Here is a 15,263-nt window from a genome sequence, read left to right as displayed (position 1 = left end):
GGAACGATCAGCAATGGTTTTGAGGATTACAGCGCCGAAGCCGTCGCCGCCGATTTCGGCTGACGGTAAAGATCCAGCAGTACCTGATCGAGCACCGAGGACGCGCCAAATGGTTTCGGATCATTGAGGATCGCCACCACTGCCCAGGTGTTACCGTTGCTGTCACGGCTGAAGCCGGCGATGGCGCGTACGGTATTCAGGGTGCCGGTCTTGATATGCGCTTCACCGGCCATGGCTGTGCGTTTCAGGCGTTTGCGCATGGTGCCGTCCGTGCCGGCAATCGGCATCGAACTGATGAACTCGGCCGAGTAAGGGCTTCTCCAGGCCGCCTGCAGCAGTGCGCCCATTTCCCGGGCGCTGACCCGTTCGGCGCGAGACAGGCCGGAACCGTTCTCCATGACCAGATGCGGCGCAGTGATGCCTTTCTTCACCAGCCACTGGCGAACTACGCGTTGGGCGGCTTTGGCGTCATCTGCGTCGGCATCGTTGCGGTATTGAGCGCCGAGGCTGAGGAACAGTTGCTGGGCCATGGTGTTGTTACTGTATTTGTTGATGTCGCGGATGATCTCTGCCAGATCCGGCGAGAACGCCCGGGCCAGAACCTTGGCATCTTTAGGCACGGCGGCCAGACGATCCTTGCCCTGAATGCTGCCGCCCAATTCCTGCCAAATCGCCCGCACGGCACCGGCGGTGTAGGTCGCGTGGTCGAGCAGAGACAGGTAGGTCTGCGAACTGCAGCCGTCGCCCAGCTGGCCGTTGACTGTCACGTTCACGCCGCCGTCGGCCCGGGTTACCGGGTTGTAGCGCACGTTACCGGTGCACTGCTTGGAGTTGATGGCTTTGACCTGATTGTCGATTTGAATGCTGGCGATTGGCGGTTCGACGGAAATCAGTACCTTGCCCGAGTCATTGCGAGCGACAAAGCGCAACGCCTTGAGGTTGACCATCAATGAATCGGGTTTGACCAGAAACGGTTTGTTCTCGTCATTGCCGTCGTCATTGAACTCCGGCAATTGCGGTTGTACGAAGAAGTTGCGGTCCAGCACCAGATCGCCGGTGACTTGCTGCACGCCATTGGCCCGCAGGTCACGCATCAGCAGCCAGAGTTTTTCCATGTTCAGCTTCGGATCGCCGCCACCCTTGAGGTACAGGTTACCGTTGAGGATGCCGCCACTGAGGGTGCCGTCGGTGTAGAACTCAGTCTTCCACTGGTGGTTCGGACCGAGCATTTCCAGGGCGGCATAGGTGGTGACCAGCTTCATGGTCGATGCCGGGTTGACCGAGACGTCGGCATTGAAGATGGTCGGGGTGCCGGGGCCGTTGAGCGGGATCATCACCAGGGACAAGGCGCTGTCCTGCAACTTGCTGGCCTTGAGGGCCTTTTCAACGTTGGGTGACAGGGCGGTATTGATCGGGGCAGCAGAAACAGGGAGCGCCAGGGGCAAAAGAAGACTGGCAAGCAGCAATGGACGCAAAGATTTGATCATGTGAAGTAAAACCCTACAGCCGAGGGGAAAAAGATGAGGGCATGTTGATAAATTCCCTCAGTGGTCATGAAAGTGTCGGCATTATGCCCCAAGGTGGAGTGGCTTGTGCCTTAGGCTGCCCCCCTAATTCGCTATTTTTTTACCAGCGGTAGGCCCAAGCCCCCAGAGAGTCAGGCAATCGGCGGCTTAAACTGCTAAAGTGCCGCCCGTTATTACTTATGAGGATTGTTCCATGGCGACTAACCGTTCCCAGCGTCTGCGCAAAAAACTGTGCGTCGATGAATTTCAAGAGCTGGGTTTCGAGCTGAACCTGGATTTCAAAGAAGATTTGGCTGATGAAGCTATTGACGCTTTCCTCGACGCGTTCCTGAATCAAGCGATGGAAGCCAACGGCCTCGGCTATGTTGGCGGCGATGACTACGGTCTGGTTTGCCTGATCAAGCGCGGTTCGGTCAGCGAAGAGCAACGCGCCACGGTTGAATCCTGGCTCAAAGCCCGCACCGAGCTGACCAGCGTTGAAGTCAGCCCGCTGCTGGACGTCTGGTACCCGGAAAAACCAATCAATCCGGTAGCCTGATGTCATGGATCAGCGGCCCGCCCGGGCCGCTGATTCGATACTGCTCTGTAGCAGCTGCCGCCAGGCTGCGTTCGGCCGCGAAGCGGTCGTAAAATCAGTTTGCGCATTTATTCAGAATGACCGCGACATCCATATTGCGACTGCTGCGCGGCCGAACGCAGGCTTCGCCAGCTGCTACGCCCTACGCCAGTTCAGAATCACCAGCGTCAACACCCCCGCCACAATCCCCCAGAACGCCGAACCAATCGAAAACAGCGTCAGTCCCGATGCGGTGACCATGAAGGTTATCAGCGCTGCTTCGCGTTCTTTCACTTCGTACATGGCGATGCTCAGGCCGTTGATGATCGAGCCGAACAAGGCCAGGGCGGCAATCGACAGCACCAGTTCTTTCGGCAACGCAGCGAACAGCGCCGCCAGTGTGGCGCCGAATACCCCGGCAATCCCGTAGAAAATTCCGCACCAGACCGCAGCGGTGTAGCGCTTGTTGCGGTCTTCATGGGCATGCGGCCCGGTGCAAATGGCGGCGCTGATCGCCGCGAGGTTGATGCCGTGGGAGCCGAACGGGGCCAGCAGCAGTGAAGCAATGCCGGTGGTGGTGATCAGTGGCGACGCTGGCACGTTGTAACCGTCGGCGCGCAGCACGGCGATGCCCGGCATGTTCTGCGAGGTCATCGCCACTACGAAGAGTGGAATGCCAATGCTGATGGTCGCAGCCAGGGAAAAGTGCGGCGTGGTCCAGATCGGCGTGGCGGCCTCAAGGCTGAAGCCGCTGAAGTCCAGCAGCCCCATCAGGCTGGAGAGCGCAGTGCCGATCAGTAACGCGGCAAGCACCGCATAGCGGGGCGACAGGCGCTTGATGACCAGATAGGTGAAAAACATGCCCAGCACCAGTGCCGTGCGGTGTTGCGCGGCGACGAAAATTTCGCTGCCGATCTTGAACAGAATCCCGGCCAGCAACGCCGCGGCCAGCGAGGCGGGAATACGCTTGACCAAGCGTTCGAAACTCCCGGTCAGCCCGCAGATGGTCACCAGCACCGCACAGGTTATATAGGCGCCAATGGCTTCGCCGTAGGTCACGCCGCCCAGGCTGGTGATCAACAGCGCCGCGCCCGGGGTCGACCAGGCGATGGTGATGGGGGTGCGATAGCGCAGGGACAGACCGATGCTGCACACCGCCATGCCGATCGAGATCGCCCAGATCCAGGACGAGATCTGTCCGCTGGTCAGTCCGGCCGCCTGGCCAGCCTGAAACATCAGCACCAGCGAGCTGGTGTAGCCGGTCATCATCGCGATGAAGCCAGCGACGATGGCTGACGGCGAAGTGTCGGCCAACGGGCGTAACTGCGCTTGAGTGGCGTCGTTCATGGAGCGGTGTTCCTTGTTTTGGTCGAGATGATCCGTGGCCAGAGCGCAGGAGCTGCCGCAGATTCTATGTTCAAGCCTAAACTCAAACGTATCTGATCATTGCAATACAGCCGCGGGCGTAAACTGCCGTACAGTCGTGTTAGCACAGCCGGTTGTGTACAATGTGCCATGTTTTTTACGCGATACTTGCCCGCGACCCGCCGTGTCGTATTACAGTCACGGTTAATTCGCCGCAGTTTTCCTCACTCGAGCGCCCATGAACGAACAGTTGCAACCCCTCAAGAAACAACCGCGCGCAGGCAAGGCCGGCCGCAGCGGAACCCAGGACGATATTGTCTACGCACATATCTTCGAGGCTATCCTCGAACAGCGTCTGGCGCCCGGCACCAAGTTGAGCGAAGAAGCGCTGGGGGAAATTTTCGGGGTCAGTCGCACCATCATCCGCCGCGCCTTGTCGCGTCTGGCCCATGAAGGCGTGGTGTTGTTGCGGCCCAATCGCGGTGCGGTGGTCGCCAGCCCGAGCGTCGAGGAAGCCCGTCAGGTATTCCTTGCACGACGTTTGGTCGAGCGGGCGATTACCGAGCTGGCGGTGCAGCATGCGACGGCCGAGCAATTGACCGAGCTGCGGCAGATGGTCAACGAGGAGCGCGACAGCTTCTCGCGTGGCGATCGCGGGGCGGGTATCCGGCTTTCCGGCGAGTTCCACTTGAAACTGGCTGAAGCGGCGAAGAATGCACCGCTGATCAGCTTCCAGCGCAGCCTGGTGTCCCAGACTTCATTGATCATCGCCCAGTACGAAAGCGGCAACCGCTCGCACTGCTCCTACGATGAGCACACTCAATTGATCGATGCCATCGAGGCTCGCGACGCGACGCTTGCGGTGGACCTGATGATGCATCACATGGATCACATCGACAGCAAGCTCAACCTCGACGAAGAAGGCGCCTCGGACGACTTGCACGCAGTGTTCTCGCATCTGTTGCAGATCAAGAAACCAGGGCGTTCCGCGGCGAAGATTTGAATCTTTGATCGTTCCCACGCTCCGCGTGGGAACGCCTCCAGGGACGCTCCGCCTCCAGGGACGCTCCGCGTCCAGTGACGCAGAGCGTCACGGGCTGCATTCCCACGCAGAGCATGGGAACGATCAATGTCCGGAAAATCTAGCGCTGATGCACCAGATTCCCTGCCGCATAGGTCTGCAATACCGTCCGGTCATCCCCTAGCGTCATCAATACAAACAACGTCTCGGCGATGTTACTGGCCTGTTTCAGGCGATAGCTGAGCAACGGCGTGGCGTTGTAGTCGAGTACCAGGAAGTCGGCGTCGGTACCCGGTTGCAGCGTGCCGATTTTGTCTTCCAGACGCAGTGCCCGAGCACCGCCGAGGGTGGCCAGGTACAACGATTTGAACGGGCTCAGACGTGCACCCTGCAATTGCATGACCTTGTACGCTTCGTTCAGGGTTTGCAGCAACGAGAAACTGGTGCCGCCGCCGACATCCGTCCCCAGTCCGACATTCAACTTGTGCTTCTCGGCCATCGGCAGGTTGAACAGGCCGCTGCCGAGGAAGAAGTTCGAAGTCGGGCAGAAGGCGATTGCCGAACCGGTTTCGGCCAGACGCGCGCATTCGTCGTCGCACAGATGCACGCCGTGGGCGAACACCGAGCGTTCGCCCAGCAGCTTGTAGTGGTCGTACACGTCCAGGTAGCCGCTGCGCTGCGGGAACAATTCCTTGACCCATTGCACTTCCTGCAGGTTTTCGCTGATGTGCGTCTGCATGTACAGGTCGGGGTATTCGCTGAGCAATTGCCCGGCCAGCGTCAGTTGCTCCGGGGTGCTGGTTGGCGCGAAGCGCGGGGTCACCGCGTAGTGCAGGCGGCCCTTGCCGTGCCAGCGTTCGATCAGCGCTTTGCTTTCGAGGTAGCCGGATTCGGCGGTGTCGGTCAGGTAGTCCGGCGCGTTGCGGTCCATCATCACCTTGCCGGCGATCATCCGCAGGTTCAGCTGCTCGGCAGCCTGGAAGAACGAAGTCACCGATTGCGGGTGCACACTGCCGAATACCAGCGCGGTGGTGGTGCCGTTGCGCAGCAGTTCCTTGATGAATATGTCCGCGACTTCTTCGGCGTGGGCTTTATCGGCGAACTGGCTTTCGCACGGGAAGGTGTAGGTGTTGAGCCAGTCCAGCAGTTGCTCACCGTAGGCACCGACCATGCCGGTCTGCGGCAAATGGATGTGGGTATCGATGAAACCGGGAGTGATCAGCGCATCCTGATAATGGGTGACATCGATATCGGCTGGCAGCCTGGCGAGTAGTTCGCTGGCATGGCCGATGGCGCTGATCTGGCCGTTTTCAGTCACCAACAAGCCGTCCTCGAAATACTCGTAAGAGGCTTCGATACCAACCACGGCAGGGTCGGCGATACTGTGCAGGATGGCCGCGCGGTAGGCTTTGCGAGTCAAAGGCATGGGATTTCTCAGTTCGTGGCTTGGCTGCGGCGTGAGGCAGGCAGCAGTTTTGCAATGGGTTCGGCTTTCGCGGTGTGCTGGCCGAAATTTGCGTTATAGGTGGCGATGATTTCGCCGGCGATGGAGATGGCGATTTCCACAGGCAGCTTGCCTTTGACTTCGCCGATACCCATCGGGCAGCGCATGCGTTGCAGCAGCGCGTTGTCGAAACCGCGGTCACGCAGGCGATGTTCGAACTTGACCCGTTTGGTTTTCGAGCCGATCAGGCCGAAGTAGGCGAAGTCGTTGCGCTTGAGGATCGCGGCGGTCAATTCCAGATCGAGCTGATGGTTATGGGTCATGACGATGCAGTAGCTGCCGGCGGGCAGATTGTCGATTTCATCCACCGGCTCTTCGCTGACGATCTTGAGCACGCCATGAGGGATTTGTTCGGGGAACTCCTGCTCCCGTGAGTCGATCCAGCGCACCCGGCAGGGCAGGCTGGCCAGTAGCGGTACCAGCGCCCGACCAACATGGCCGGCGCCGAAGACCGCGATCTGCGCCTGGACCTGGCCCATCGGTTCGAACAGCAACACGGTCACGCCGCCGCAGCACTGGCCAAGGCTTGCGCCCAGGGTGAAGCGCTCCAGGTGGGTGTCCTGTTTGCCGCTGGCAAGCATTTCCCGGGCGACCTGCATTGCCTTGTATTCCAGGTGCCCGCCGCCGATGGTATCGAAAGCCTGCGTAGCACTGACGACCATCTTCGAACCGGCATTACGCGGTGTCGAGCCGAGCTCTTCGATGATGGTCACCAACACGCAGGGTTCGCCCTGGTTCTGCAGGTCGGCGAGTGCGCTGATCCAGTTGTACATACACACCTCACAGATCGTTCCCACGCTCTGCGTGGGAATGCATCTCTGGACGCTCCGCGTCCGCTCTTGAAATGTGACGCAGAGCGTCACAGGCTGCATTCCCACGCAGAGCGTGGGAACGATCAACGATCATCACGAAGAAGCCAGTTCAGCCTCGGCTTCCACGGCTTTCGCCGCCTTCAACTGGCGCATCTGCTCACAGCCCCATAACACCCGCTCCGGGGTCGCCGGTGCGTCGATTTTTGGCTGGTGACGGTAATCGCCCAGGCTTGCCACCGCATCCTTGATCGCGCACCAGACGGAGATGCCGAGCATGAACGGCGGTTCGCCGACGGCCTTGGAGTGGAACACGGTGTCTTCCGGATTCTTGCGGTTTTCCACCAGTTTCACTCGCAGGTCCAACGGCATGTCCGCGACCGCCGGGATCTTGTAGCTGGCCGGGCCGTTGGTCATCAGTTTGCCCTTGGCATTCCACACCAGCTCTTCCATGGTCAGCCAGCCCATGCCCTGAATGAAGCCACCCTCGACCTGACCGATATCGATGGCCGGGTTCAGCGAGGCGCCGACGTCGTGGAGGATGTCAGTACGCAGCATCTTGTATTCGCCGGTCAGGGTGTCGACGATCACTTCGGTACAGGCCGCACCGTAGGCGAAATAGTAGAACGGCCGACCACGGGCCTGACTGCGGTCGTAATAGATTTTCGGGGTCTTGTAGAAGCCGGTGCTGGACAACGACACTTGAGCGAAATACGCCTGCTGGACCAGCGCTTCGAAGGTCAGGATGTGATCGCGCACCCGTACGTGGCCGTTGTGGAATTCAACGTCTTCTTCGCTGACTTTGTATTGGCGTGCGGCAAACTCCACCAAGCGCTGCTTGATGATTTCAGCGGCGTTCTGTGCGGCCTTGCCGTTCAGGTCGGCGCCACTGGAGGCGGCAGTCGGCGAGGTGTTCGGAACCTTGTCGGTATTGGTTGCGGTGATCTGCACCCGATCAATCTCGACCTGGAACACCTGGGCCACAACCTGCGCGACTTTGACGTTCAAACCCTGGCCCATCTCCGTGCCGCCGTGGTTCAAATGGATGCTGCCGTCGGTGTAGATATGGATCAGCGCGCCTGCCTGGTTGAGGAAGCTGGCGGTGAAGGAAATACCGAATTTCACCGGTGTCAGCGCCAGACCTTTTTTCAAAATCGGGCTGTTGGCGTTGTAGCGACGGATCGCTTCACGCCGCTCGGCGTACTGACTGCTTTGTTCAAGTTCAGCGGTCATTTCCTCGAGCATGTTGTGCTCGACGGTCTGGTAGTAATGGGTGACGTTGCGCTCGGTCTTGCCATAGTAGTTGGCCTTGCGCACCGCCAGAGGATCGAGGGCCAGATGGCGGGCGATGGCGTCCATCACTTCTTCGATGGCGACCATGCCTTGCGGGCCGCCAAAGCCCCGATAGGCGGTGTTCGACGCTATATTGGTCTTGCAGCGGTGACCGTTGATGGTCGCATCGCCCAGGTAGTAGGAGTTGTCGGCGTGGAACATTGCGCGGTCGACGATCGACGCCGAAAGGTCCGGCGAGCAGCCGCAGTTACCCGCCAGTTCCAGTTGAATGCCATGTAAGCGGCCAGTGCTGTCGAAGCCGACGTCGTACTCGATGTAGAACGGATGACGCTTGCCGGTCATCAGCATGTCTTCGACCCGCGGCAGACGCATTTTGGTCGGCTGGCCGGTCAGGTGCGCAACCACGGCGCAGAGGCATGCCGGGCTCGCCGCCTGGGTTTCCTTGCCGCCGAAACCACCGCCCATGCGGCGCATGTCGACGACGATTTTGTTCATCGATACGTCGAGCACTTCCGCCACCAGTTTCTGCACTTCGGTGGGGTTCTGGGTCGAGCAGTAAACAATCATGCCGCCGTCTTCGGTGGGCATTACCGAAGAGACCTGGGTTTCCAGATAGAAGTGTTCCTGGCCGCCGATGTGCAGCGTGCCCTGGATGCGATGCTCTGCGGTAGAGAGTGCGGTTGCCGAATCGCCCCGCTGATGGGTATGGCTATCGAGCACAAAATGGCGTTTGCGCAGCGCTTCGACCACGTCAAGCACGGGCTCCAGATCTTCATATTCGATGATCGCGGCCATGGCCGCTTTGCGCGCGGTTTCCAGATCTCTGGCCGCTACAGCCAGTACCACCTGGCCGACGAACTGCACATCATCGATGGCCAGCAACGGGTCGCCGGGCAGCAGCGGCCCGATGTCTTTAAGGCCTGGCACATCTTCATGGGTGATGACGATGCGCACGCCTTCAAAGGCGTAGCACGGCGCGGTGTCGATGCTGATGATTTTCGCGTGGGCACGGTCGGACAGCCGCGCGTACAGGTGCAGCTGATTCGGGAACTCCAGGCGGTCGTCGATGTACACCGCCTCACCGGACACATGTTTGTCCGCGCTATCGTGCTTGACGCTGCGGCCGACACCGGTGGTCAGGTCCTGGGCAAACAGTTCGGCGAGTTCAGCCTGAGTCTTTTCTACGGCGTGATGATTAGACATAAGCGGTCACCCGAGTCTCGATGTGCGGTGTTTGCAGTTCGATAAAGTATTTGCGCAGCAGGTTTTGCGCGCTGAGCAGGCGGTATTCCTTGCTCGCGCGGAAGTCCGAAAGCGGCGTGAAGTCCTCGCCCAAAGCGACGCAGGCGCGTTCGACGGTAGTTGAGTTCCACGGCGAGCCGAGCAGGGCGGCTTCACAGCTTTTGGCGCGTTTTGGCGTTGCGGCCATGCCGCCGAAAGCGACGCGGGCGTCAGCGACCACGCCATTTTCAATGCGCAGATTGAATGCCGCGCAGACCGCAGAGATATCGTCGTCCAGGCGCTTGGAAACCTTGTAGGCGCGGAACATCTGTTGGGTTGTGGCGCGGGGCACGATGATCTTTTCGATGAACTCGCTTTCCTGGCGCGCGGTCACCCGGTAATCGATGAAATAGTCTTCCAGCATCAGCGTGCGGCGGGTTTGGCCTTTGCACAAAACAATTTGCGCGCCGAGGGCGATCAGCAGCGGTGGCGAGTCACCGATCGGTGAGGCGTTGCCGATGTTGCCGCCCAGCGTGCCCTGGTTGCGGATTTGCAGCGAGGCGAAGCGTTGCAGCAGTTCGCCGAAGTCCGGGTACTCGGCCTTGAGTGCTTCATAGCAATCGGACAGCGAGGTGGCGGCGCCGATTTCCAGGCGATCGTCAAAGCGTTCGACGCGCTTCATTTCGGCGACGTTGCCGACATAGATCATCACTGGCAAGGCACGGTGGAACTGTGTCACCTCCAGCGCCAGGTCGGTACCACCGGCCAGCAAGCGTGCTTGCGGGTAGGCATCGTAAAGGTCGGCCAGATCAGCGACGGTCAAGGGCACCAGGCAACGTTTATCGCCGCTGTTGAGTTCGCCGGTTTCGGTCGGCGCGATGGCTTTCAGGCGTGCAATGGTTTCGGCTTCGCGGGCATCGAATTGGTCGCTCGGCTTGCCGCAGCAAGCCTGTTCGGCAGCGGCGAGAATCGGTCGATAGCCGGTGCAACGACAGAGGTTGCCTGCCAGCGCTTCGTGGGCTTTATGGGAGTCCGGCTGATCACTGTTCTTTTGCAGCGCGAACAATGACATGACAAAGCCGGGCGTGCAGAAACCGCATTGCGAACCGTGGCACTCGACCATGGCTTTTTGCACGCTGTGAAGCTGACCCTGGTGTTTGAGGTCTTCAACGCTGATCAGCTGTTTGCCATGCAGCGACGATACGAAGGTCAGGCACGAGTTGAGGCTGCGATAGCGAATGTGCTCGCGGCCGTCGTCTTGCGTCTGCAACTCGCCGACGACCACGGTGCAGGCGCCACAATCACCGCTGGCGCAACCTTCTTTTGTGCCGGGTTTGCCGACGTGCTCGCGCAGATAATTGAGCACGGTCAGGTTCGGGTCCAGGGAGTGCTCGCTACGGAGTTCCTGGTTTAGTAAAAACTGGATCACGGAAGGCCTCGCAGACTCATTATTGTTGTTAACCGATTTGTACCGAATTTAGTCATGTCTGACTTTTCGGTCAATGATTTTCTGACTTAAAGGTCAGGAAATACTGTTTTACCGATTAACGACCCCTCCAATCATTATTGACCCTCCCGGGGTACGGTGCTTTTAGCTTATTTCGTGCCAGATTCAGCGCCCTGGTCATTACCATTCAGCGCCCTGCGCCATGACCTGGCAATTGCGCTACACTGCGCCGCTTGTACCGATCGAAGATTTTGAAGGAAAACCATGACGTTCAAGGCGCCGGACAGCCTCGCCGAGCAAATCGCCCACTACCTCGCCGAACGTATCATTCGCGGGGATCTCAAGCCCGGGGAGCGCATCCAGGAACAGAAGGTTACGCAGGCCCTCAATGTCAGCCGCGGATCGGTGCGCGAAGCGTTGCTGATCCTCGAGCGCCGCCACCTGGTTGCGATCCTGCCGCGTCGCGGCGCCCACGTGACCGAACTCACCGGACACAAGGTGCAGAGCCTGTGCACGCTAATGAGCGAGCTGTACATCCTGCTTGGCAATTCGGTTGCCAACGGTTGGGCGGTTCAGGCTGATATGGCGCCGTTCCTGCAAATCCAGCAGCGGCTGGTCGACAGTTACGAACGTCAGGACATCCGCACGTTTGTCGAAGACAGCTTCAATGTGATGCGTGCTGCGTACCCCTTCGCCAATAACCCGTATTTGCAGGAAACTGTCGAAAATCTGCAGCCGGCCATGAGCCGCGCGTATTTCCTCGCGCTGGAACAACGCAAGGCTGAGATGAGCGGGTTCCTGGACCTGTTCGAGCAACTGCTGGCTGCCGTGCTGGCCCGTGACTTGCCGCAGATTCGCGTAGTGCTCTCGGCTTATGCCCAGCGTAGTTGCGATCTGGTGCTGTCAGCGTTGACGGTTGCCTGAACGTGCGGCTCAAGTGCATCAAACTGGCGGGGTTCAAATCATTCGTCGACCCGACCACGGTGAACTTCCCCAGTAACATGGCGGCGGTGGTCGGGCCCAACGGTTGCGGCAAGTCGAACATCATCGACGCCGTGCGCTGGGTGATGGGCGAGAGCTCGGCAAAAAACCTGCGTGGCGAGTCGATGACCGACGTCATCTTCAACGGCTCCACCAGTCGCAAGCCCGTCAGCCAGGCCAGCATCGAACTGGTCTTCGATAACTCCGACAGCACGCTGGTCGGGGAATACGCGGCGTATGCGGAGATTTCCATCCGCCGCAAAGTCACCCGCGACAGCCAGAACAGCTACTTCCTCAATGGCGCCAAATGCCGCCGTCGAGACATCACCGATATCTTCCTTGGCACCGGCCTGGGTCCGCGCAGCTACTCGATCATCGAGCAGGGGATGATCTCCAAGCTGATCGAGGCCAAGCCCGAGGATCTGCGCAATTTCATCGAAGAAGCGGCGGGGATCTCCAAATACAAGGAGCGCCGGCGCGAAACCGAAAACCGCATCCGCCGCACTCACGAAAACCTCGCCCGCCTGACCGACCTGCGTGACGAGCTGGAACGTCAGCTCGAGCGTTTGCACCGTCAGGCTCAGGCCGCCGAGAAGTATCAGGAATATAAAGGCGAAGAGCGTCAGCTCAAGGCTCAACTGTCAGCGTTGCGCTGGCAGGCGTTGAACGAGCAGGTGGGGCAGCGCGAATCGATTATCGGCACCCAGGAAATCAGTTTCGAAGCCCTGGTTGCCGAACAGCGCAACGCCGATGCCAGCATCGAGCGACTGCGCGACGGCCATCACGACCTCTCCGAGCGCTTCAATCTGGTGCAAGGGCGTTTCTATTCGGTCGGCGGCGACATCGCTCGGGTCGAGCAAAGCATTCAGCACGGCCAACAACGTTTGCGTCAGTTGCAGGACGACTTGCGCGAAGCCGAGCGTTCGCGGCTGGAAACCGAGTCCCATCTGGGCCACGACCGCACCTTGCTGGCGACCCTGGGCGAAGAGCTGCAGATGCTCGAGCCCGAGCAGGAAGTGACCAGTGCCGCCGCTGAAGAAGCCGCCGCTACGTTGGAAGAGTCGGAAACCACCATGCATGGCTGGCAGGAGCAGTGGGACAGTTTCAACCTGCGCTCCGCCGAGCCGCGTCGCCAGGCCGAAGTGCAGCAGTCGCGGATCCAGCAGCTGGAAACCAGCATGGAGCGCCTGGCCGATCGTCAACGTCGCTTGGCCGAGGAGCGTGACTTGCTGTCGGCGGACCCGGAAGATGCGGCGATACTCGACCTCAGCGAACAGCTCGCCGCCAGCCAGGCAACACTCGAAGAGTTGCAGGCCAGCGAAGAAGCGCAGGTCGAGCGGCTTGAGCAATTGCGTCAAGCGCTGCAACTGGCTCTGCAAAACCAGCAGCAGGCGCAGGGCGACTTGCAACGACTTAACGGCCGTCTGGCTTCGCTGGAGGCGTTGCAGCAAGCAGCGCTTGATCCGGGCACCGGCGCCGCCGAGTGGTTGCGCGAACAACATCTGGCCGAGCGTCCGCGCCTGGCCGAAGGCTTGAAAGTAGAGGCGGGTTGGGAGCTGGCGGTGGAAACCGTGCTCGGTGCCGATCTGCAAGCGGTGCTGGTCGACGATTTTGCCGGTTTCGATCTGTCCGGGTTTGTCCAGGGCGATCTACGCTTGCTCAGCCCGGCCAGCGACAGTGTGCGGATCCCCGGCAGTCTGCTCGACAAGGTTGAGGCGCTGATCGATCTGTCGCCGTGGCTGGGGCAGGTCAAACCGGTGGACAGCCTTGAACAGGCGTTGACGCTGCGCGGCCAGTTGTCGAGCGGCGAAAGCCTGATCAGCCGTGACGGCTACTGGGTTGGGCGGCACTTTTTGCGGGTACGCCGCGCCAGTGAAGCCGAGAGCGGCATGTTGGCGCGCGGACAGGAAATCCAGCGTCTGGGGCTTGAACGCGAAGAGCGCGAAGCCACAGTGCAAACCCTGGAAACCACATTGCAAAACCTGCGCGCCCAGCAACGTCAGCAAGAGGGCGGTCGCGAACACCTGCGCCGTTTGCTGCAGGACGAAGCGCGCCAGCAGGGCGAATTGAAAGCTCAGCTGTCCGCCGGTAAAGCCAAGGCCGAGCAGTTGACGTTACGCCGCACTCGACTTGATGAAGAACTCGGTGAGCTGGGCGAACAGCGCGCTCTGGAGCATGAACAGGTTGGCGAGGCGCGTCTGCAATTGCAGGACGCTCTGGACAGCATGGCGGTCGACACCGAGCAGCGCGAGTTGCTGCTGGCTCAACGCGACAGCTTGCGTGAGCGTCTCGACCGAGTGCGCCAGGAAGCCCGCCAGCATAAAGACCACGCGCACCAATTGGCGGTGCGTCTGGGCTCGCTCAAGGCGCAGTACGATTCAACCCGTCAGGCGCTGGAGCGGCTGGAATTGCAATCCGAGCGTCTGACCGAAAAGCGCGAACAGCTCAGCCTTAATCTGGAGGAGGGCGAAGCGCCGCTGGAAGAGTTGCGGCTCAAGCTTGAAGAGTTGCTCGACAAGCGCCTGAGCGTCGACGAAGAGCTGAGGACCGCGCAGATCGCCCTGGAAGATGCCGACCGCGAATTGCGTGACGCCGAGAAGCGCCGCAGCCAGGCCGAGCAGCAATCGCAGTTGATCCGCGGTCAGCTCGAGCAGCAGCGCATGGAATGGCAGGCTCTGACCGTGCGCCGCAAGACCTTGCAGGATCAATTGCTCGAAGATGGCTACGACTTGCACGGAGTGCTCGCCACACTGGTGGCAGAAGCCAACGAAAAAGAAGCCGAAGAAGAACTTGAACGTATTGCTGCGCGAATTCAGCGACTGGGCGCGATCAACCTCGCGGCCATCGACGAGTACCAGCAGCAGTCCGAGCGCAAGCGTTATCTGGATGCTCAGGATACCGATCTGGTCGAAGCCCTCGATACACTGGAAAACGTGATTCGCAAGATCGACAAGGAAACCCGCAATCGCTTTAAAGATACCTTTGATCAGATCAATGGTGGTTTACAGGCACTATTTCCAAAAGTTTTCGGTGGCGGCAGCGCTTATTTGGAACTGACGGGCGAAGATCTACTCGATACAGGGGTAACGATCATGGCGCGTCCACCCGGAAAGAAGAACAGCACCATTCATCTGCTCTCCGGTGGTGAGAAGGCGCTGACTGCGCTGGCACTGGTTTTTGCGATCTTCAAATTGAATCCGGCACCATTCTGCATGCTCGACGAAGTTGACGCCCCGCTGGATGACGCTAACGTTGGACGCTACGCCCGATTGGTGAAAGAGATGTCGCAGACGGTGCAATTCATCTATATCACCCACAACAAGATCGCCATGGAAATGGCCGATCAGTTGATGGGGGTGACGATGCATGAGCCCGGTTGTTCACGCCTTGTGGCAGTTGATGTTGAGGAGGCGATGGCAATGGTGGAGGCATAAGTCGTTGTGCGGAATATGATTTTCTACGGGCTGTAGGAGGTTTTATTTTCCGCGACTTGCTGGCCAATCGACATATTGGCTCAAGCCATTGCGACAGACGGTGTAA

General features: G+C 59.7%; 10 protein-coding genes. 4 read left to right on the top strand and 6 right to left on the bottom strand.

The genetic code is table 11. The features are described 5' to 3' along the window. Positions 1 to 26: 26 nt before the first annotated feature. Positions 27 to 1,487 carry a D-alanyl-D-alanine carboxypeptidase/D-alanyl-D-alanine endopeptidase gene (gene dacB / locus AC07VR_RS04975; RefSeq protein ID WP_494992375.1) on the bottom strand — a complete coding sequence of 487 codons (1,461 nt, stop codon included), beginning with the start codon at positions 1,485 to 1,487 and terminating at the stop codon, positions 27 to 29. A gap of 232 nt (positions 1,488 to 1,719) precedes the next feature. On the opposite strand from dacB, the gene AC07VR_RS04970 reads away from it, so the two are divergent. Continuing rightward, entirely contained in the window at positions 1,720 to 2,064 is a 345-nt protein-coding gene (locus AC07VR_RS04970; protein ID WP_494992374.1) for a YggL family protein, read from the top strand. Positions 2,065 to 2,238: 174 nt separating this feature from the next. Here AC07VR_RS04970 and AC07VR_RS04965 read toward each other — a convergent pair whose 3' ends face one another. Continuing rightward, positions 2,239 to 3,429: a benzoate/H(+) symporter BenE family transporter gene (locus tag AC07VR_RS04965; RefSeq protein WP_495010610.1), complete on the bottom strand. Its 1,191-nt coding sequence runs from the start codon at positions 3,427 to 3,429 to the stop codon at positions 2,239 to 2,241. Between the two features lie 256 nt (positions 3,430 to 3,685). Here AC07VR_RS04965 and AC07VR_RS04960 point away from each other — a divergent pair, with 256 nt between their 5' ends. Beyond that, positions 3,686 to 4,450 carry a GntR family transcriptional regulator gene (locus AC07VR_RS04960; protein ID WP_494992372.1) on the top strand — a complete coding sequence of 255 codons (765 nt, stop codon included), beginning with the start codon at positions 3,686 to 3,688 and terminating at the stop codon, positions 4,448 to 4,450. A gap of 139 nt (positions 4,451 to 4,589) precedes the next feature. Here the strand turns inward: AC07VR_RS04960 and guaD are convergent, their stop codons facing one another. The 4 genes from guaD to xdhA form a co-directional block, all read right to left on the bottom strand. Then, entirely contained in the window at positions 4,590 to 5,894 is a 1,305-nt protein-coding gene (guaD, locus tag AC07VR_RS04955; protein WP_494992371.1) for a guanine deaminase, read from the bottom strand. Between the two features lie 8 nt (positions 5,895 to 5,902). Continuing rightward, positions 5,903 to 6,745 carry a xanthine dehydrogenase accessory protein XdhC gene (xdhC, locus tag AC07VR_RS04950; protein WP_494992370.1) on the bottom strand — a complete coding sequence of 281 codons (843 nt, stop codon included), beginning with the start codon at positions 6,743 to 6,745 and terminating at the stop codon, positions 5,903 to 5,905. 132 nt (positions 6,746 to 6,877) lie between these two features. Beyond that, positions 6,878 to 9,277, bottom strand: a complete 2,400-nt coding sequence (xdhB, locus tag AC07VR_RS04945; protein ID WP_495010609.1) for a xanthine dehydrogenase molybdopterin binding subunit — start codon at positions 9,275 to 9,277, stop codon at positions 6,878 to 6,880. Next, positions 9,270 to 10,724: a xanthine dehydrogenase small subunit gene (xdhA, locus tag AC07VR_RS04940; protein WP_494992368.1), complete on the bottom strand. Its 1,455-nt coding sequence runs from the start codon at positions 10,722 to 10,724 to the stop codon at positions 9,270 to 9,272. The genes xdhB and xdhA overlap by 8 nt, the downstream gene beginning before the upstream one ends. Positions 10,725 to 11,006: 282 nt before the next feature. Between xdhA and AC07VR_RS04935 the strand changes: the two genes are divergently transcribed. Together AC07VR_RS04935 and smc are read left to right on the top strand one after the other, a co-directional pair. Continuing rightward, positions 11,007 to 11,666, top strand: coding sequence for a GntR family transcriptional regulator (locus AC07VR_RS04935; RefSeq protein WP_495010608.1), 660 nt, complete (start codon positions 11,007 to 11,009; stop codon positions 11,664 to 11,666). A 2-nt stretch (positions 11,667 to 11,668) separates the two neighbouring features. Next, entirely contained in the window at positions 11,669 to 15,157 is a 3,489-nt protein-coding gene (gene smc / locus AC07VR_RS04930) for a chromosome segregation protein SMC (protein ID WP_495010607.1), read from the top strand. Positions 15,158 to 15,263: the final 106 nt, after the last annotated feature.

The organism is Pseudomonas sp. GW821-FHT02H09 (assembly GCF_059421425.1).
The sequence above is the reverse complement of the archived record's forward strand: the minus strand, read 5'-3'. Positions and strand labels throughout refer to the sequence as shown.

Bases quoted from the DNA above. Each gene is read 5' to 3' on its own strand.
- dacB (WP_494992375.1), bottom strand. From the start codon at position 1,487: ATGATCAAATCTTTGCGTCCATTGCTGCTTGCCAGTCTTCTTTTGCCC.
- AC07VR_RS04970 (WP_494992374.1), top strand. From the start codon at position 1,720: ATGGCGACTAACCGTTCCCAGCGTCTGCGCAAAAAACTGTGCGTCGAT.
- AC07VR_RS04965 (WP_495010610.1), bottom strand. From the start codon at position 3,429: ATGAACGACGCCACTCAAGCGCAGTTACGCCCGTTGGCCGACACTTCG.
- AC07VR_RS04960 (WP_494992372.1), top strand. From the start codon at position 3,686: ATGAACGAACAGTTGCAACCCCTCAAGAAACAACCGCGCGCAGGCAAG.
- guaD (WP_494992371.1), bottom strand. From the start codon at position 5,894: ATGCCTTTGACTCGCAAAGCCTACCGCGCGGCCATCCTGCACAGTATC.
- xdhC (WP_494992370.1), bottom strand. From the start codon at position 6,745: ATGTACAACTGGATCAGCGCACTCGCCGACCTGCAGAACCAGGGCGAA.
- xdhB (WP_495010609.1), bottom strand. From the start codon at position 9,277: ATGTCTAATCATCACGCCGTAGAAAAGACTCAGGCTGAACTCGCCGAA.
- AC07VR_RS04935 (WP_495010608.1), top strand. From the start codon at position 11,007: ATGACGTTCAAGGCGCCGGACAGCCTCGCCGAGCAAATCGCCCACTAC.